The sequence below is a fragment of the Wolbachia endosymbiont of Trichogramma kaykai genome (genome assembly GCF_045765165.1).
Taxonomy (GTDB): Bacteria; Pseudomonadota; Alphaproteobacteria; order Rickettsiales; family Anaplasmataceae; genus Wolbachia.
In genome coordinates this window covers 73,411-92,616 of the sequence record NZ_JBJJXK010000001.1, presented here as the reverse complement: position 1 = coordinate 92,616, position 19,206 = coordinate 73,411, and the positions used below count along the sequence as shown (strand labels likewise).

General features: G+C 33.9%; 15 protein-coding genes and 4 pseudogenes. 16 read left to right on the top strand and 3 right to left on the bottom strand.

Translation table 11 applies throughout. The features are described from left to right. Positions 1 to 2 precede the first annotated feature (2 nt). The 12 genes and pseudogenes from secY to wTKK_RS00435 form a co-directional block, all read left to right on the top strand. Positions 3 to 1,330, top strand: a pseudogene (secY, locus tag wTKK_RS00490) (preprotein translocase subunit SecY). Continuing rightward, positions 1,327 to 1,968, top strand: coding sequence for an adenylate kinase family protein (locus tag wTKK_RS00485; RefSeq protein WP_407511516.1), 642 nt, complete (start codon positions 1,327 to 1,329; stop codon positions 1,966 to 1,968). The pseudogene secY and the gene wTKK_RS00485 overlap by 4 nt, the downstream one beginning before the upstream one ends. A gap of 59 nt (positions 1,969 to 2,027) precedes the next feature. Next, positions 2,028 to 2,396 carry a 30S ribosomal protein S13 gene (gene rpsM, locus wTKK_RS00480; RefSeq protein ID WP_407511515.1) on the top strand — a complete coding sequence of 123 codons (369 nt, stop codon included), beginning with the start codon at positions 2,028 to 2,030 and terminating at the stop codon, positions 2,394 to 2,396. Positions 2,397 to 2,420: 24 nt separating this feature from the next. Beyond that, positions 2,421 to 2,807, top strand: coding sequence for a 30S ribosomal protein S11 (gene rpsK, locus wTKK_RS00475; RefSeq protein ID WP_407511514.1), 387 nt, complete (start codon positions 2,421 to 2,423; stop codon positions 2,805 to 2,807). Positions 2,808 to 2,827: 20 nt separating this feature from the next. Next, entirely contained in the window at positions 2,828 to 3,895 is a 1,068-nt protein-coding gene (locus wTKK_RS00470) for a DNA-directed RNA polymerase subunit alpha (protein WP_407511513.1), read from the top strand. A 7-nt stretch (positions 3,896 to 3,902) separates the two neighbouring features. After that, the gene (rplQ, locus tag wTKK_RS00465) at positions 3,903 to 4,331 is read left to right on the top strand and encodes a 50S ribosomal protein L17 (protein WP_407511512.1); all 429 of its coding nucleotides are present in this window, start codon (positions 3,903 to 3,905) and stop codon (positions 4,329 to 4,331) included. Between the two features lie 11 nt (positions 4,332 to 4,342). Beyond that, positions 4,343 to 4,696 (top strand): YraN family protein, encoded by a 354-nt coding sequence (locus wTKK_RS00460; protein ID WP_407511511.1) that lies wholly within the window; start codon positions 4,343 to 4,345, stop codon positions 4,694 to 4,696. Positions 4,697 to 4,734: 38 nt separating this feature from the next. After that, entirely contained in the window at positions 4,735 to 5,283 is a 549-nt protein-coding gene (gene atpH / locus wTKK_RS00455) for an ATP synthase F1 subunit delta (protein ID WP_407511510.1), read from the top strand. Next, the gene (gene atpA, locus wTKK_RS00450; protein WP_407511509.1) at positions 5,280 to 6,821 is read left to right on the top strand and encodes a F0F1 ATP synthase subunit alpha; all 1,542 of its coding nucleotides are present in this window, start codon (positions 5,280 to 5,282) and stop codon (positions 6,819 to 6,821) included. Before atpH ends, atpA begins: the two co-directional genes overlap by 4 nt. 9 nt (positions 6,822 to 6,830) lie before the next feature. Further along, positions 6,831 to 7,325 (top strand): transcription elongation factor GreA, encoded by a 495-nt coding sequence (gene greA / locus wTKK_RS00445; RefSeq protein ID WP_407511508.1) that lies wholly within the window; start codon positions 6,831 to 6,833, stop codon positions 7,323 to 7,325. Positions 7,326 to 7,328: 3 nt separating this feature from the next. Then, positions 7,329 to 7,982 carry a 3,4-dihydroxy-2-butanone-4-phosphate synthase gene (ribB, locus tag wTKK_RS00440; RefSeq protein ID WP_407511507.1) on the top strand — a complete coding sequence of 218 codons (654 nt, stop codon included), beginning with the start codon at positions 7,329 to 7,331 and terminating at the stop codon, positions 7,980 to 7,982. A gap of 62 nt (positions 7,983 to 8,044) precedes the next feature. Next, positions 8,045 to 9,331: pseudogene (locus wTKK_RS00435) on the top strand (M48 family metalloprotease); the annotation flags it as partial. A gap of 3 nt (positions 9,332 to 9,334) precedes the next feature. Here wTKK_RS00435 and wTKK_RS06200 read toward each other — a convergent pair. Both wTKK_RS06200 and fabG read right to left on the bottom strand, forming a co-directional pair. After that, positions 9,335 to 9,670: a TrbC/VirB2 family protein gene (locus wTKK_RS06200; RefSeq protein ID WP_458695406.1), complete on the bottom strand. Its 336-nt coding sequence runs from the start codon at positions 9,668 to 9,670 to the stop codon at positions 9,335 to 9,337. A gap of 93 nt (positions 9,671 to 9,763) precedes the next feature. Continuing rightward, the gene (gene fabG, locus wTKK_RS00425) at positions 9,764 to 10,498 is read right to left on the bottom strand and encodes a 3-oxoacyl-[acyl-carrier-protein] reductase (protein ID WP_407511505.1); all 735 of its coding nucleotides are present in this window, start codon (positions 10,496 to 10,498) and stop codon (positions 9,764 to 9,766) included. Positions 10,499 to 11,012: 514 nt separating this feature from the next. On the opposite strand from fabG, the gene wTKK_RS00420 reads away from it, so the two are divergent. From wTKK_RS00420 to wTKK_RS00405, 4 genes and pseudogenes are all read left to right on the top strand, one after another. Next, positions 11,013 to 11,144 carry a hypothetical protein gene (locus wTKK_RS00420; RefSeq protein WP_407511504.1) on the top strand — a complete coding sequence of 44 codons (132 nt, stop codon included), beginning with the start codon at positions 11,013 to 11,015 and terminating at the stop codon, positions 11,142 to 11,144. Positions 11,145 to 11,234: 90 nt separating this feature from the next. Continuing rightward, entirely contained in the window at positions 11,235 to 13,877 is a 2,643-nt protein-coding gene (gene ppdK / locus wTKK_RS00415; protein WP_407511503.1) for a pyruvate, phosphate dikinase, read from the top strand. A gap of 156 nt (positions 13,878 to 14,033) precedes the next feature. Then, positions 14,034 to 15,422, top strand: a complete 1,389-nt coding sequence (locus tag wTKK_RS00410; protein ID WP_407511502.1) for a hypothetical protein — start codon at positions 14,034 to 14,036, stop codon at positions 15,420 to 15,422. Positions 15,423 to 16,417: 995 nt separating this feature from the next. Next, a pseudogene (locus wTKK_RS00405) lies at positions 16,418 to 17,501 on the top strand (efflux RND transporter periplasmic adaptor subunit). A gap of 100 nt (positions 17,502 to 17,601) precedes the next feature. Here the strand turns inward: wTKK_RS00405 and wTKK_RS00400 are convergent. Next, a pseudogene (locus tag wTKK_RS00400) lies at positions 17,602 to 18,942 on the bottom strand (IS4 family transposase). Positions 18,943 to 19,206 lie beyond the last annotated feature (264 nt).

Genomic DNA, 19,206 nt, shown 5'->3' with positions numbered 1-19,206 from the left:
TCATGAGCAGTAAATTTGCATTTAATAGTTTGGATTCTACGTGTTATATAAAAGTGATTTACTAAAGCGTGTGTTTTTTACGCTAATGGCTTTAGTTTGTTATCGTTTAGGTACTTATGTTCCTATTCCTGGAGTTAATCTTGATATAATCAATGATATATTTCCAAAAGAGGATTCTGGTGTTTTTGGAATATTTAATTTATTTTCTGGTGGCGCTTTAGCTAGAATGACGATCTTGGCGTTGAACGTTATGCCATATATAGTTGCATCCATAGTTATGCAATTATTATCTTCTGCCGTCAAAGGAATCAATGAAATTAAAAATGAAGGAGAGTTAGGACGTCGAAAGATGAACTCTTATATACGCTATATGACTATAGTGTTTTGTATCTTTCAATCAATTGCGATCTTAATAGGGTTAGAAAGAATGAATGGGGAAGGGGTATTAGTTGTAGTTGAACCTGGTATTATGTTTCGTACTATAGGTGTCTTTAGCCTTTTAGGTGGAACTGTATTTTTAATATGGCTTGGTGAGCGGATCAGTGTGAGCGGTATAGGCAATGGTATCTCATTAATCATTTTTACTGGCATAACATCTGAATTACATAATGCTTTATCATCTCTGCTAACATTAAATAAAAATGGTAGTATGTCGTTTTTCATTACCCTTTTTGTTATAGCATTGTTTTTTTTACTGCTCCTTTTAGTCATTTTTACAGAATCTTCTTATAGAAAGGTAATTGTTCAATATCCCAAAAAACAGTTTAAAAAATTACATAATGATGATTTTACTTACATTCCATTGAAGATCAATTTATCTGGTGTAATACCAACTATTTTTGCTAACGCAATTTTATTAACGCCTATTTCAATTGCAAATTTCTATAAAGGTCATGCCATTGCCGACTTTATTTTAAACTACTTTATGGCAAATAAAGTGATGTATATTATAACTTACTTAATACTCATAGTACTTTTTAATTTTTTCTATACTAATTTTATATTTAATCCAGAGGAAAACGCTGACTTTCTTAGGAAAAATGGTGGTTTTATTCCTGGTAGAGGGCCTGGAAAACATACTTCTGATTATCTTCAAGATATAGTTTTTAAATTAACATTTATTGGTTCTGCGTATTTGGTGGTAATATGTACTATACCTGAAATTATGAGGTACCATTATGATATACCATTTATTTTTGGTGGGACGAGCTTGCTGATTATAGTTAACGTTATTACTGATACTATTACGCAAGTACAATCTTACGTTTTTTCAAATAGGTACGATAGTTGGATAAAGAAATATGAGTCTAAAACAAGGAGACTAAAGTGATTATTACAATTTTTGGTCCTCCTGGCTCTGGTAAGGGTACTCAGTCCAGTTTGTTAATAGCAAAGTATAATTTGAAATTAGTTTCAGTAGGAGATTTGTTAAGGAATATTATATCTGGTGGGAGTAAATTAGGTAAAGGAATAAAGGATACTGTTGAATCTGGTAATTTAATTCAAGATGAAGTTATATGTAAATTATTGTGTGACCAGCTTGCATTAATAGATGGTGATTTTTTGTTAGATGGTTTTCCAAGAAATTTAAATCAAGCTCATTTTTTGACTCAAGTTTTGCAAAAAAGATGCAATAGGGATGTTGATCTTGTAATTGAGTTGCAGCTTGACGATAATATTGCAATTTTTAGATTAAAAGATCGTCTTACTTGTTTGGATTGTAAAAGTATATATAGTATATCTTCTTTTAAAAATACTACCTGTGCTAAGTGTGAAAGTACGAGATTGGAGAAGAGAGTTGATGATGCTAATATGCTTGCAATTAATAAGAGGATAAGAGAATATCATTTTCAAATGAAGGGTTTGCGCGAGTATTATAAGGGCAAGTTGTTAACAATTAACGCTAATTTGAGTGTTGATAGAGTAATGCAAGAGATTGAAAGTAAAATTTCTTGTAATTTGATTTGACTATAAGTTGTTTTATGGTATAAATTAGGAGTTATTATTAATAGAGTATCGAGGTATTAGTGGCACGTATTGCAGGCATAAATGTTCCAGTCAAGAAGTGTGTTCCTTTCGCATTAACTTATATACATGGTATAGGTATTACTACTGCAAATATAATTTGTCGTAGCTGTAAAATTGATGAGCGCAAGCGTGTTTCGCAATTACAAGATGAAGATATAGAGAGAATTAGTAGTTTTATTAGGCAAAAATATGTCATAGAGGGTGAACTCAGAAAAAAAGTGGCTATGGATATAAAATCTTTAATGGAAATCGGTTGCTACAGAGGATTAAGGCATAGAAAAGGTTTGCCTGTGAGGGGACAAAGAACCCATACCAATGCTAAAACTCGTAAAGGCAGATCTAAATTGCCTATTGCTGGGAAAAAATAAATTTTGTTATTATCGTGAGTTTTTATGAAAAAAGTTAAAACGGTTGGTAAGAATACAAAAGGGTTTATTACTGGTATTGTCCATATTCGTGCAACTTTTAATAATACCTTTGTAAATGTGACTGATGTTTGTGGTAATACGCTTTACCAAACTTCTGTTGGTGCATGTGGTTTTTCTGGTTCGAGAAAATCTACACCTTATGCTGCAGGTAAGGTTGCTGATTCTGCTGCGAAGAAAGTAATAGAGAGATTTGGTATGAAGGTTGTTTCTGTAATAATTCGTGGTCCTGGTTTTGGTGCAGAAGCTGCAGTTAAAGCACTTCGGAATTGTGGATTGACTGTTACTTCAATTGCAGATAAAACGGCGATACCTCATAATGGGTGTAGATTGAGGAAAAAAAGAAGGGTATAGGATATTTGGAAGGTTTTTGTATGTATTATAGTGATAGTGTTTCTTTCTGTGGGGATTTAGATAGATTAACTAAGCCTAATGCGATTAAGGTAGTACCAGGTGATTCAAGTAAAAAAGGTGATATAGTTCTAGAACCTTTAGAAAGTGGTTTTGCTTTAACGTTGGGTCATGCATTAAGGCGCGCGATGTTGTCTTCTCTTCGCGGTAGTGCTGTTTATGGAATAAAAATTGAAGGCGTGAATCATGAATTTACTTCGATCCAAGGAGTTAGAGAGGATATAACTGATATAGCATTAAATATGGGCATGTTGAGATGCAAGCTAAATAACACGTCTAATAAGTGCTTAAATTTGAGCGCTAAAGGTCCTTGTCAAGTATTGGCTGGAATGATAGAAACTGATGACCAATGCTCTATTGTCAATAAAGATTTGGTGATATGTACACTAGGTCAAGATGTGGAGCTTAGCATTGCTATATATGTTGCTAGTGGAAAGGGTTATCTTTCTGTAAATAAATATAAAGAAAATGAATTTTTAAAGTCTATGAATGAACAAGATTTAATTGGTTTTATTCCAGTTAATGCTTTATATAGTCCTATTGAGAGAGTTTCGTATAGAGTAGAGAATAGTCGTGTTGGTCAAGTTACTGATAAAGACAAGCTGATATTGTCAATTGAAACTGATGGTACAATCTCTCCGAGTCAAGCTGTTGACTATGCTGCAAGAATATTACAGGAGCAACTTCAGCCTTTTATTAGTTCTGATATGAATTATAAAAAATCGCAAGTTTCTTTGTCTAGTGGTGCTAAAGATTTGGGCTATGATCCTATTCTATTGCGTAAAGTAGATGAAATGGAATTATCTGTTAGATCTCATAACTGTCTGAAAAATGAAAATATCATTTATATAGGTGATCTTGTGCAAAAGACCGAAGTTGAAATGTTAAGAACTGCTAATTTTGGCCGAAAGTCTTTGAATGAAATCAAGGCAATTTTAAATAATTTAGGTTTGTCTTTGGGTATGAGTATACCAAATTGGCCGCCTAAGGATATAGATGAACTGGCTAAACAACATACTGATGAGGATTAGGTAGTATATGAAACATGGAATAAAGAAAAATAAACTGTCTCGTTGTACCAGCCATAGGTTATCAATGTTAAAGAATCTATCTATCTCGTTAATTAATCATGAGCAGATTGTAACTACTTTACCAAAGGCTAAAGCACTTCGTCCATATGTGGAAAAGTTTATTACAATTGCTAAGAATAACGATTCTTTACATGGCAGAAGGCTTTTGCTTTCACGTCTTCATAATAGTAAGTTAGTAGTTGATAAATTATTAAGTGTTCTAGCTAATCGTTATCAAGACCGTAAAGGTGGATATTCTAGAATAATAAAATTTGGTACTCGAAAGGGTGATTGCGCTCCAATGGCAGTGATAGAGCTAGTTGATAGAGATATTTCAGCAAAAGGTGAGATTTATAGTAAAAATAGAAAAGGAAACAAAGTGGTTACACAAGGCTAGTTATTTTTTTTATGGTAAGTAGGTTACGCTATTTTGCAGGTTACTTTGGAGAATTGTTAGTTTCGATATGTTTAAAGCTGAAATTATATAATATTATAAAACGTCGCTTCCGTTGTAAGTTGGGTGAGATTGACTTAATTGTATCTAAAAAAAAGGAACTGATTTTTATAGAAGCTAAAACAAGTTTATATGGAAAAGAAGTACCGATATCTCATTTTCAGTGTCAGTCTATTATAAATTCTTCTAAATATTTCTTAAGTAAAAATCTTGATTTGTTAGGTTATTCAGTCAGATATGGTTTATGTTTTCTTTCCTTAAGGAGAAGACCTATTTGTATAAAAAATGCTTGGATTGAGGAATGGTAGCTTAAATAACTTAGATTTACTAGAATGGGTAATTTAATATGAAAAACAATAATTTAGTTTCATCTTATGCTAGAGCACTGTTTCATGTCTCAGGGAGTAGATTAGGTATTATAAGAAAAGAAGTAGAATTTTTGTTAGCTTTTTTAAAAGATCAAGATGTTTTTGTGTATCTATCTCATCCCATGGTTTCTCTTTTGCACAAAAAAGAAGCGATACTTTCTATAAATGAGAACTTGAGTGAAAACTTAGTCAAATTTATTATGGTTACACTTGCAAACAAGCGCTCCCGTTTATTAATCCTTATATTAGAAAAATTCTTAAATCTTGTAAGGGAAAGTGAAAACGAATTGGAAATTACTATAAAATCAGCAGAGGTTTTAAAGAAACCTGATATAAAAATAATTACTGAATCTTTGAACTTTCTTGGTAAAATAGTAAAAGTCAGTAATGTAGTTGATCCTTCTATACTAGGTGGCTTCGTAGTTAGGTATGGTTTTAACTTGATTGATGCTTCGCTTAAGAGTTATTTGGATAGATTGGTTGATTTGAGTAAAATGGAAATGTTGAAAATAAGGAATTATATATGAAGAATAGCATAAATGTCTCTGAAGTAGTAGACATAATAAAAGAGAAGGTTGAGACATTTGATAATCCTATAAAGCGAGAAAATATAGGTGAAGTAATTTCAGTAACGGATGGTATCGCACTGGTCTATGGGCTGGAAAAAGCAAAGTTTGGTGAAAAGGTATCTTTTGCAAGCGGTGTAGAAGGAATAGTTCTTGATTTAGATCATGATACAGCTGGAATAGTTGTGCTTGGCAATGACCGTGATGTAAAAGAAGGGGACGTTGTAAAATGTAGTGGTGATGTTGTACAGGTCCCTGTAGGTCATGAATTATTAGGGAGAGTTGTAAATGCATTGGGCGATCCTATAGACGATGGAGGAGAAATTAGAGCCAAGAGCAAAATGTATATAGAGTCTAAAGCGCCAGGTATTATTGACCGTAAATCTGTGCATGAACCTCTGCAGACAGGAATTAAAATTATAGATTTGTTGATTCCTATAGGTAGAGGGCAACGTGAATTAATTATTGGCGATAGACAAATTGGTAAAACCACTATTGCGATTGATACTATTATCAATCAGAAGAAGATTAATGATGAGGTAAACGAAAATCAAAAAATTTACTGTGTTTATGTTGCTATTGGACAAAAAATTTCGACGGTAGCAAAAGTGGTGAATAAGCTAAAAGAAAGTGGAGCATTAGAGTATACAACCGTAGTTGTGGCTAGCGCATCTGACTGCGCGCCTATGCAATTTTTAGCACCTTATACCGGTTGCACTATTGGAGAATTTTTCCGTGATAATGGAATGCATTGCTTGGTGGTATATGATGATTTATCTAAGCATGCTGTGGCATATAGGCAGATGTCCTTATTGCTCAGACGTCCTCCTGGTCGTGAAGCTTATCCTGGAGATATATTCTATGTACACTCTCGCTTGCTTGAAAGAGCTGCCAAAATGTCTGATGAAAAAGGACAGGGATCTTTGACTGCTTTGCCGATTATTGAGACTCAGGCTGGTGATGTATCTGCATATGTTCCAACTAATGTGATTTCAATTACCGATGGACAAATTTTTCTTGAGTCTGAATTGTTTCACAAAGGATTTCGCCCTGCAGTGAATATAGGTTTATCGGTTTCTCGGGTTGGCTCTGCTGCACAATTGAAATCTGTGAAAAAAGTTGCTGGTTCTATAAAGCTGAGTTTGGCTCAATATAGAGAACTGGAAGACTTTGCTAAATTTGGTTCTGATCTTGATGCTACTGTTCAATTGTCCTTAAACAAAGGTAAATACCTTATTGAATTATTAAAGCAAAAACAGTACTCACCTATGCAAATAGAAGAGCAAGTATTGCTTATGTATATCTTTTCTAATCTGTATGGTCAATTAAATAAGGTACAGGTGAGCAACATCAATAGGTTCGAGTGTGATCTTATCAATTATTTTCAAACTGTTCACCCTGGAGTGTTAAAGAGGTTGTCGGGTGACACGAATGATGATATAAAAGATGATATTATTGGTATTGTGAGTGATTTTGTCACTCAATTTAATTGCGTTTAGGCGGTGATTATGACTTCATCCATTGTTAACAGGTTTCCTATTACAAGAGAAGGTTTTGAGAGTATGCAAGTCGAACTTGAGAAATTAAAGGAAGAAAAACCTTCTATCATACAGGCTATTTCTGATGCTCGTGATCAAGGCGATTTATCCGAAAATGCAGAATATCATGCAGCACGGGAGAGATTGAGTTTTATTGAAGGCCGTATAATTGAGGTAGAAAGTAAACTTTCACATGCAGAAGTGATAGAAGTAAAAAATTTGTCTGGTGATACAGTAATGTTTGGTGCAACTGTTACGGTAAGCATGTTAAACGATGATAACAGTGAAATTGAATATGTTTATAAGATTGTAGGTGGATATGAAGCTGATGCTTCAAAGCAGTTGATCTCTACGGATTCACCACTCGGTAGTGCTTTAATTGGCAAAAAAGTTGGTGAGTATGTGGAAGTGATAGTGCCAAATGGAGAGAAATTGTATAAAATAGTTAAGATTGAGTTTAAGTAGATCATGGTGCAAGTAACTTATCCTTCAATTAATCTACCCGGTATTTCTTCTGTGGAAGATGTACTCAGGGACGCTAGTTCTGGTAAATTATTCATTTTAGTTGACGATGAAAACAGGGAGAATGAAGGTGATTTGGTTATTTTAGCTGAAAAGGTGAAACCAGAACATATTGCTTTCATGGTTAGGTATGGCACTGGTATTGTGTTTTTAGCTATGACAAAATTTTACATGAATAAACTTAACCTTGAATTTATGAAGAGAAGTAATGTAGATGAAGCACTTATTCCTCACACTGCATTTACTACGTCAGTCGATGCTCGTTATGGTATTACAACGGGTGTTTCTGCTCATGATAGAACGCATACGATACTTACTGCTATTGATGGAAAAAGTACTAAGGATGATATTATTACTCCTGGTCATGTTTTTCCTATTATTGCAAGTGAGGGTGGGGTTTTAGCACGCAACGGTCATACTGAGGCAAGTGTTGAGATAGCAAAATTGGTTGGATCTAGTCATGCGGCTGTAGGGTGTGAATTAGTGAATGATGATGGCTCTATGATGCGCTTACCCCAGTTGCTTGAATTTGCTGAACAACACAAAATTAAGTTAACTACCATTGATAAACTTATCAGTTACGTTCAAAATTTAAACTAGCGTTTATAAATTCGTATAGTTAAAATGTAAAATTCCTAAAGTTATACGAACAAGGAACTTCCATGTCTAAGCTTTTTGTTTTACTATTTTTTTTCGTATACTGTAACAGCGCTTACTCTGTTAGTATTATTAGAGATAGTGAAGTGGAAATGGTAGTAAAGGATCTAGCGCAACCTTTATTTTCTGCTGCGGGTATTGATAATGATAAAATAAAAGTTTTTATAGTTGATGATAGATCGATTAATGCTTTTGTAATTAACAATAATAGCATTTTCATTCATTTAGGGCTTTTACAATATTCGACTGAACCTTATGTCTTACTTAGTATATTGGCACATGAAATTGCTCATATATCTGCTGGTCATGTATTACAAATGAGTAGTGCTGTAGGTTATTTTCAATCAATAGCAATGGTTAGTTATATGGTAGGATTAGTTTCTAGTATTGTCATTAACCCTCAGATTGCGAGTGCAATCTTGCTTAGTGGTGTAACGCTTAGTTCAAGGTTGTTTTTTAACTATTCTCAAGAGCAAGAGAGTGTAGCAGATAGCTATGCTTTAAGATACCTAGATGAATCTGGCTATGATAATTTGGGTATGAAAGAGATTTTTGACTATTTTAAGAGTATTGAGCGTGAAAACACTGAAGAGTATTTCCACACTCACCCGCTTAGTGATAAGCGTATATTTGCTGTACAGAATTATAAGGTTAAAAACAATGTAAAACCAATCCTTGCAGATAAATTGCTGAAGTTTGAGCGTATGCTTACAAAGCTAGACTCTTTCTTTGCTCCTATTCATGTGTTATCTACTAAATATGAAGGTAGTTCTAAGTATGTAAATGCTGTAATTCACTATAGGCAAGGAAAGATAGAAGAAGCTATTGCTAAAGTTAATTCATTGATTCAAGAGTCACTCAATGATCCTTATTTATATGAATTAAAAGCGGAGATGTTATACAAAGCTGGAAATTTAAGTGAAGCAATAAAAATGTATGAAGAATCACTTAGATATTTATCTGAGAAGAATAACTATTTAGTGAAACTTGCGTTATCTCATACTTTATTATTACACGGTGAAATAGAGAAGGCAATTTTTTACCTAGAGCAGGTTGCAAACGTAGAAACAAATAACGCCCTTGTCTGGAAGTATTTCAGTGTTGCATATAAACGTAGCGCTGATATGGCAATGTATTATTTTGCTTTGACGAAAAAGGCTTTTATTGAAGGTAATTTAGAGAAATTTATGAAGTACGCTGAGTTAGCTATTAAAACTTTGCCGAAAGATAGCTCTTGCTTGCTGCAAATTGAGGACATGAAGGAACAATACACACAAAAACACACTTATTTTAGGTTATTTCCCGCACTTATCCAACATATCTTTCGCTTCAGTAGTTATATTGGGTATAATTCTCATCATAATCGTTTTGGCGCCAAAAAATACACCACAAAACACAACCAAGGCAAACATAGCTGGCCATGGCATTCTACCAAATATTGCAAGTAAAGCCGCACCTATTATGACTATAGTCATAAGTGGCCCACCTATTGCCCAAATATAACCAATAATATTGCATATTACTTGGGCAGTTGCATCATTTATATTATCAGCAGCATTTACGTAATCTGAAAAAGAGAGAAACATCACTACACATAGAGCATTAAAAAGTTTTTTTATTATATAGCTCACTGTTTTGCCTCCAAGTAACAAAGTAGTGTGAATCTAAATTTATATACATTTATTTTAAGGTAAAACTTATAGTTTGTCCATAAATAAGTGTTGCTACATAAATAGCCCACCGTTGATGTTAAGCACATGCCCCGTTATATATCTTGCTTCGTCGCTTGCTAAAAACAATACTCCTGCTGCTATTTCTTCTCCTGTTCCCATTCTTTGCATTGGAACATTATCTAATATTTTTTCTTTTTGTTTTTGATTTAGAACTTCAGTCATCTTAGTATCTATAAACCCAGGAGCAATGCAATTTACTGTTACACCGCGACTTGCAACTTCTTTTGCTATAGATTTGCTCATAGCTATTATTCCAGCTTTTGATGCTGCATAATTTACTTGCCCGGCATTGCCTGTTAAACCTACTATTGAGGAAAGATTTATAATTCTTCCCCAGTTGTTTTTAATTAATTTTCTGCATGCTTCTCTATTTAGTTTAAATGTAGAGTTCAAATTAATATCAATTACCTTTTGCCATGCTTCATCTGTCATTCTCAACAATAAGCTGTCTTGTGTAATTCCTGCATTGCATATGAGTCCATCAAAGCCTTTCATCAACTCACTTGCTTTATTTATTAGTTGATTTACCTCTTCAGGATTTGATAGTTCACAAGGAAGTAGGTGAATGTTTTTTTCATATTTTTTAGCAACTTCTTCAAGTACTTCTTTTTTTGTACTAGAAATACACAAAGTTGCTCTGGCCTTATGCATAATTTCTACAATTGCCTGGCCTATTCCGCCTGATGCACCAGTAATCAGAAATTTCTTATTCTCTAATCCAAACATAATAATTTTTATTTGTTCCAGCTCCTAAAGAAAGCAAGTGAGTTGATGAAAGGCTTTGATGGACTCATATAACAGAATATTAAAAGACTTGCAATAGATTTTTTCATAATTTTCATTTAATAGAAGCTTCTTGACAAATCTTGTATTTATTGCCGAAATTATGTCGGCTGAATGCCTTTTTTTATTTTTCTACATTCGGCCAGATCGCGCTTATTTTAAGCGTTAGCACATTATCAATTACAGTAATAAAATTAGCACCATGTGGATTCTTTTGCCTTTTTTTTTGATTGGTAAATTTCTTAACACTGATAGCTAACGTAATTTAAGAGAGCCAGCGCGTGACTAGTTCTTATTACTTGATCAGTATTCTGGATCCCAGTGTCTGGGCACTGGGATGACAGGAGTGTGAGATAAGACTACATTCATACTCCAACAGGTATGACGGTGTCATTCCAGCACTTGATGCTGGAATCCAGAAGTCTTTACTACAAATAAGCATATTGAGCACAAAATTATGCTAAAACACAGCGTTTTTGTTGAGATTATGGACAAACTAGATTCTAGCGTAATGCGCTGGAACGACATCATAGAGGTCGTTGAGATGACAGAAAAGAGTACTAGAATGAAAGGAAAAGGGACTACTTAATGTATTAGCTCTGCTGAATTTTACAAAATTTATTACTACTGCCTGACAAATTTATTAGAATAGTATGTATATTAGTGAAGATCCGAAAAAATGCAAGAAAAGTTAATATATTACTTTAGCCAAAGCAACTGTGAAGGCAATGCAGCAATGAGAAATCTACTAGGAGGGAAGGGAGCAAATCTGGCAGAGATGTGTAACATTGGCATTCCTGTTCCACCTGGTTTTACAATTTCCACTGCTGTTTGTCAGGCCTATTGTCAAGATAATGAATTGTCTTGTGATCTACGTAACGAGATAAAAAACTACATGACGATGCTCGAAAATGACATCGGTTGTAAATTTGGGGATTTAAATAATCCCTTATTAGTTTCCATACGCTCTGGTAGTGTTAGTTCAATGCCGGGCATGCTTGATACTATTTTAAATGTTGGTCTAAATGATGAAACCGTTGTTGGGCTTGCAAAAAAAAGTGGCGAACGTTTTGCTTACGATAGCTACTGCCGTTTCATCATGATGTACTCCAATGTTGTACTACATCTTGATCATCACCTATTTCAAGATGTTATTGATAATGAGCAGCAAAAGAGTGGAGCAAAAAGCTTAGCTGATCTTGATGTTAATGTTTTAAAGAAAATTGTTAATGATTTTAAAGAGATAGTATGTGAGAAAATAGGAAAAAATTTCCCGCAGAACGTTGAAGAGCAATTGTTAAACTCAGTTAATGCAGTATTTGCCTCTTGGAAAAATGATAGGGCTGTTTCCTATAGAAGAATACATAATATTCCTGAAAACCTTGGAACAGCGGTCAACGTGCAAGCAATGGTTTTTGGTAATTTAAATGATAATTCTGCAACCGGCGTGATATTTACACGTAATCCTTCAACTGGAGAAAAAAAGCTTTTTGGTGAGTTTTTAGTTAATGCTCAGGGTGAGGATGTGGTTTCTGGTGTTTATACTCCTATGCCAATTGAAGGGGAGCAAGAAAGTACCATGGAGAAGTTGCTACCAAGTGTCTACCGAGAATTATGCGCGGTATGTGAAAAACTTGAAAGTCATAATAAGGACATGCAGGATATCGAATTTACTGTACAGGACGGTAAGTTATGGATTTTGCAGACTAGGTATGGCAAGCGCACAGCCGAAGCTGCTATTCGCATAATAGTTGATATGGTAAACGAAGGAGCGATTACAAAAGAGGAAGGAATATTGAGAATTGATCCAAAAACTTTTGACAACTTATTGCATCCAGTTCTTGATGTTAAAATCGATCAAGAAGTAATAGGCAAAGGACTGCCAGCTTCTCCAGGTGTTGCTTCTGGGTATGTAGTATTCAGTGCAAGTGATGCTGAAAAAGCTGCAGAGCAGGGTAAAAAAGTAATTTTTGTAAGATCAGAGACGAGCCCTGAAGATATTAATGGAATGAATGCTGCAAGTGGAATAGTAACAGCGCGAGGAGGTATGACCTCGCATGCCGCTGTTGTAACTCGTGGAATGGGTAAACCATGTATTTGTAGTCTAAATGGACTTTATATTGATAAAGATGAAAAATTTCTTTCTATGGGGGATATAAAAGTAAATAAAGGTGAATCAATCACCATCAATGGAGGAACAGGAGAGGTTATGCTTGGTATTCTCCCTACAATTTTGCCTGAATTATCTCAAGAGTTCAAAACGATAATTAACTGGGTAGATAAAGTCAAAACAGTGAAGGTGAGAGCGAACGCTGATACTCCAAAAGATGCAAAAATTGCAAAAGGATTCGGTGCAGAAGGTATAGGCTTATGTCGCACAGAACATATGTTTTTTGCTAGTGATAGGATCGAATTCATTCAAAAATTGATAATAGCTGATGATGAAAATGAAAGGGCAAATGCATTAAATAAACTCGAAGAAATGCAAAAGTCTGATTTCAAAGAAATGTTTTCTATTATGGAGGGCAAGGAAGTCACTATACGATTACTTGATCCACCTCTACATGAGTTTTTACCTCATGATCAATCCATTATAGAAAAAATCGCCAGATCATTGAATAAGTCAGTTGAATCGGTAAAAAATAAAATAGTACAGTTATCAGAAAAAAATCCAATGCTTGGCCATCGAGGGTGTAGGCTTGCTATTTCTCATCCTGAAATATATAAAATTCAGATTAGGGCAATACTCAGTGCTGCAAGTGAATTAAGGGAAGAAAAGAAGATAGAAGTGAAACCTGAAATCATGATTCCTTTTATCATGAGCGAGAAAGAGTTTGTTCTGATATGCGAGTTAGTAAAGAAAGAAGCTAAAAATTTCGATGTGAATTATTCAATCGGAACGATGATAGAACTGCCAAGAGCAGCACTTATTGCTGACAAACTCGCAAAACACGCAGAATTTTTTAGTTTTGGCACTAATGATTTAACACAAACAACTATGGGACTTTCACGAGATGATTCAGTTAATTTCCTCGATTCTTATAAGGAAAGCAACATATTCAAAAACGATCCCTTTGAGGTGCTAGATGTCGAAGGGGTAGGGGAATTAATCAGAATAGCTATCGAAAGGGGCAAAAAAACCAGAAAAGAAATTAAACTTGGTATATGTGGAGAGCATGGAGCGAATCCACAGTCCATAGAGTTTTTCATCAAATCAGGGGTTGATTATGTGTCATGCTCGCCCTATAGAGTACCGGTTGCAAAATTAGTGGCAGCACAGCTTAGCATAAGTTTGTTGGGCAGCACAACTGTAAGAACATAGATTTCGCTAACAAGTAGCGGAATGATGATTTCTCAAATTGTCGATAAATCTAAGTCAGTTTAGCTATTTTGCTGCTACTTTTTTCTTAGTATCTTAAGAAAAGTTGACTTTCTGTTTGAAATAATATAAGATAAAATGGTGGTGAGCGAGGTGAAAATGTCAGTATCAAAAGAACGTAAGGAACATTTACTAGAAAAGTTTAAATGTGCTGCCAAAGAATTTGGCAAATCTGGTACAAAGTCCAATCATCTGGTAGTACCAAAGGAACAGCAACTCTCTATTGATTTAGGTAATAGAAAGGTTTTTGGTATCATAAATAAGATTATGTGTTGGATAGAGAATAATTTTACTTATTTTTTTCCACGATATAATTTGTTTCCAGAAGTTGGAGTTGAAGGAAGGAAAATTCCTCGAACTAATACAAGGGTTAAGTATTTTACTCCAGATGACCAAGCAGAATATACTAGAATTCCTTATGAAGGAAAATTATACGTGGACTTAATGCCAGAAGTAGAAAATAACAAGTTAAAAGGCTTTAAAGGCGAACTATATGATACAACTGATAAAATTAGTAAGGGTAAAAGAGGTTGTGTAGCTTATGTTATCACGCTTGATGGAAAATTAGTAACTCATGAACATATTAATGTTAACAAAGGCGAATGGGCTTATCGTCATTCAACTCTTGCAGGTGGTAGGCCAGTTTTATGTTCTGGTTTAATGAAAGTGGTAAATGGTAAAATAACTTATATAGACAATGATAGTGGGCATTATAAACCAGAATCAGCAAACTTATACAATGCAGTGAAAAAGTTAGAAGGTCTATTTTCGAAAGATGCGAAAGTTGTTTGCTTACCATGTTGGGTTATCTTGAAAAAACAAATCCCGCTTATACGCAAAATTATTATAGCCAAACGAGAGCCAGTAGAGGAATTCTTGAAAAGGATGGAGAAAAAAGGGAAAGATGGATTGACTCAATATGAAAGACATTTTAAAAAGATGAAGGAATTTAATGAGCAGTATGAACAAAAATTGCTTCTTGCAAACTATAAGTCACCTACAAATGAACTGTCCTACAAACCAACTATACATAAAAAACACAGATTGAAATACTCTGAATATATTAACTTACACCTTAGTTTTTTGAAAGAGTTTGATAAAAATCCTGGAGTGCAAAAAATAGCAATAGAACATTCAATAAGAAGGGTTATTGGAAGAAATTATGGCCATAAGCCTACAGTTGCGCTTGCTAAGGCAAAGGTAATAGACAAAGATGGAAAGCTGCAAGAAACGGACGAAATAGTAGGTATAAATGTTGCTTTTCACCATGAGAATGATCTTGATGTCTTTGCTAAACTTCTAAGTTTGAAAAAGTATAGCTATATTTGTGATTGCCCAAATGAAGATAGAGCTGCTGTGGAAAAATTAATGCCTAATAAATGGGTAGCTTTTATGAGTACAGACCAGGCTAACAAGTTTGTAAAGGATACTTTACAAATTAAAATTGATAGTGTTGAACAATTGGGTACCCTTTTAGTGAAGAGGTAAACTCTATTAAATATATGCTAATATATCTACTCATCATGGTGGCAAAATAGGTAGATGAGAGAAATACAACCATAGAGACAAATGGGTGTCATGAAAGTATTTCCTTTGTTGTCATGCCAGTGCTCAGACACTGGCATCCAGTTAAATTTACGGAGTATAATGGATTCGAGTATCTGCTACTTGAATGACAAGCGAAGGCTACTCGGATGACAAGAAAGGGAGCACCGAAAATAAATAGGTGTCATTCCAGTGCGTGACGCTGGAATCCATAATCTTTTCAAAAACTCAGAATTTCTAGATCCCAGTGTCAAGCACTGGAATGACACCCTTTTAGTTGCTGTACGAACATTGTGGTACAACAGACCAGGATGGAGTTAATAGGGTCTCCTCTTCATGAAAATACGGAAAGTCAGTAAAAAAATCAGGCATTAGCACTTCAGCTCTGTAGTTGAGTCAATATGAGAGAGTAAGTTTACAAAAGTAGACTTACCAATTGAACTTTGATCCTTTATTTTACTATAGAACAGCACTGAATCTGCGAGATCATAGAATTTATTTCCAATCTCTCTGAATGTACTACTTATATCAATAGGTGTCGACTCTTCTTGTGAATCAGATTTAAATAAGCCATGAGTATCTTTCAGACGACAGTACCACTTGCAATTATTTCGCTCTGCTGTTACCTACCAACTATTACCTGGGGACTTTTCTTCACATTATCTATAGCAATCATGAAGTGCCCTCCATTGAAATGTAGGGTTTAGTATAGGGTTTGTCATAATATACTCCTTAATTATAAAACTAATAGCACGTTAGTACTTATATGCTAATATAATGTTAATTCTTATATTGACATTATAACTTTTCGGATAAGGTTTCTTAATTAAAAATTTCATTTTGGCAAACTTACTTCATTTTAGAAAAATTTCCTCACATAAAACTGTTTATAGAGTGACAATAGATATATTATACTTACAATTCTGATTCGAAAATTTATGCAATTATTTCTAACAAGATTGGTCAATAAACTTTACTGTTTAAGGATGAGAAACAAAGTAATCATCGTTTCCATTATTGCTCTTATTCTACTGTTTTTTATCAACAGTACATTTTTAAAAAAAAGATCAGGCGGTTCATAGTGATAATCCAATTAGTAGTTTTTTAGTAAAAACTCAGGATTATACTCCACAAAATCGCACTGTATATTTAAATTTTTCTGGTACAGTAAATCCCTTGCATAGGGCAAGCCTTGTCTCAAGAACAAGTGGTCAAGTTATTGCTATTTATTTGTCTGATGGTGAAAAAGTAAAAAGAGGCGATGTAATTTTAAAGATAGAAGATTACGATAGAGTTGCACAAGTTGAGAAAGCCAAAGCTTTATTAAATCAGCGTGAAATTGAGTATGATTCCTCTCGAAAATTGAATAAAAAAGGCTATGGAGCACAGATAAGAGTGGAATCAGCTTTTACTGCATTGCAGAGTGCAAAAGCTGACCTAAAAAGGCTAGAATTGGATTTAGAAAACACTGCGATTAAATCTCCTATTGATGGTTATATAGATAAGATCAACATAAATGAAGGGGATTTTGTTAATCTTGGACATAAGATAACTGACGTAGTTAATTTTGATCAGGTTCTTGTGGTGTTATATGTTTCAGAAAATGAAGTAAATAAAATAAAGCTAGGTAGCACAGCGCAAATTAATTTGCTAGATGGAAGGGAATTAGTAGGTGAAGTGAGTTTTATTAGTAAAATTGCTGAGCCTAAAACTGGATCTTATAGAGTGGAGGTAAAGGTAACTGATAATGAGATTATATCTTTGCAAGGACTGACTGCTAGTGTAAGCCTCCCTTCAGGTGAAAGATTTGCATATAAAATTCCTTCTTCGGCCTTAAGCTTAAATGACGATGGTATTCTTGGAATAAAGATTGTTGATGATAATAATTATGTAGTATTTACAGCAATAGAAATTGTTGATTATGAAGACGATGGAGTTTGGGTAGTAGCAAATAATGAAAGTAAGCCTATAAAGCTAATAACATTGGGTCATCTATTTGTGAAGCCTGGTGATAAGGTATAACTCGAATGTAACATGACACCAAATGAGCTACTCGCATTTTTGAGGTATAAATCACAATATTTGTACAGTTGTGTGTGCTACTAAAACCATACGCGTCAAGTTAAGGGAAAATGAGGAAATTTAGTGCACTCAAAGTTGATATTCTTGTTTTTCTATATTTGTCTTTTAAGGAGAATTTTGATCAGGTTAAGACGAGTTTTTTTGAGGAAAATTTGTACCTTACTGACTACACAATTTAATGTTAAGAATAGCTGTCTAACTCGCCTTTTAAGCTCAATAAATTCCTTTATTAGACTAAGTTCTGTACTCTTTTTTAGTTCTGTACAACCAACTATTCCATGAAATATAAGAATTGCGCACAATTTAGCGTATAGTTTACACCATACTCTGTATGGTTTTCCTGTAAGTTCGTCAAGCCTGATGTGACTCTTATACAATCTAAATAATAATTCAATCTGCCATCTTACTCGGTAAATTATTAATACCTGATCAGCACTAATTTTATTTTCTGGAACGTTAGTTATGAATATCGACCAATCCAGCAATTTTTGATTCTTTTGAGAAGATGTATATCCATGTGATTTTGCTAACCTATTAGCCCTTCTTCTAATTATAGACTGTTCTTCAGTTAATTTGTGACATATAATTCTCACTTTAATTTTTGTTTCTTTTCCTAATAGCACCTCATTTTCTAGAAACAATTTATCCTCTAAACATTCTAATAACTCTATTTTTTGATTTGTTTCTGTACCATATATGTTGGTACCAGATTTATAACGACTTATAAAATAAGCTCCGGCTCCATTGATTTGTTTAAAGGAACTTGGCACAAAATAACCCAAATCAGATATTAGTCAATCATTGCTCGATATATTGCTTAAATGTCTTCTATACCCCTGATCTGACCTTATTCCCTCAGTTATATTAAGCTGCTCTAATGTCTGGGTTAGGTAGTCAAAAACTAATTGTAACTTTATTCTATACTTAGTATTACTTTCATAAACACTGTAGCTAGTACCATAACCTTTATATATATTTTCCATACCATTAGGTATGGCTGATATAGCTACTATCCAATAGCTTAACACTTCTAAAGTGCTTCAAAATTCTGCAATCAACCTTTAAGATATTTTTAAATAAAACTAAAGACTCATTATACATTCTTTTCATAAATTCCACTGCTTCCTTGGTAAATCTAAAGTCCAGACCTTGTTTTGTTATATTTATCGAGTCTCCATTCAATAATTGACAAATTGTATCTATACTACAATTATCAATCCCTATATTACCCAAGACTATGGCTTTTACAAACGATGAGCCTTTTAGCTTCCTCTTTACTTTTTATGAATCCTGTTGTAGTTGAGATTTTATCTGCTTTTTCATTAAAAAATTCTTTGAGCTTTTTTGAGATGCAAACTATTCTTTTCAATGATTGTGACATAAATTAGTAGTACAAGGTGCGTATGCAGGTGCAGAAGCTTGTGCACAGTGCGAAATTGGTGCTGGTAAAACTTGTGTTGGCACAACCTGTGTTGGCAAATCGAAAGCCGTACAAGGTGATTTTGGGAAATGACTATAATTATAAACCATAATGACCCTTAAAAAATACTATGATATTATTATAAGTTAAAATAGTTAAATATTTAATAACTTTCATTATCAATATAGCATAACAACCAACAAGTACGACTCAAATTTTCCTTCA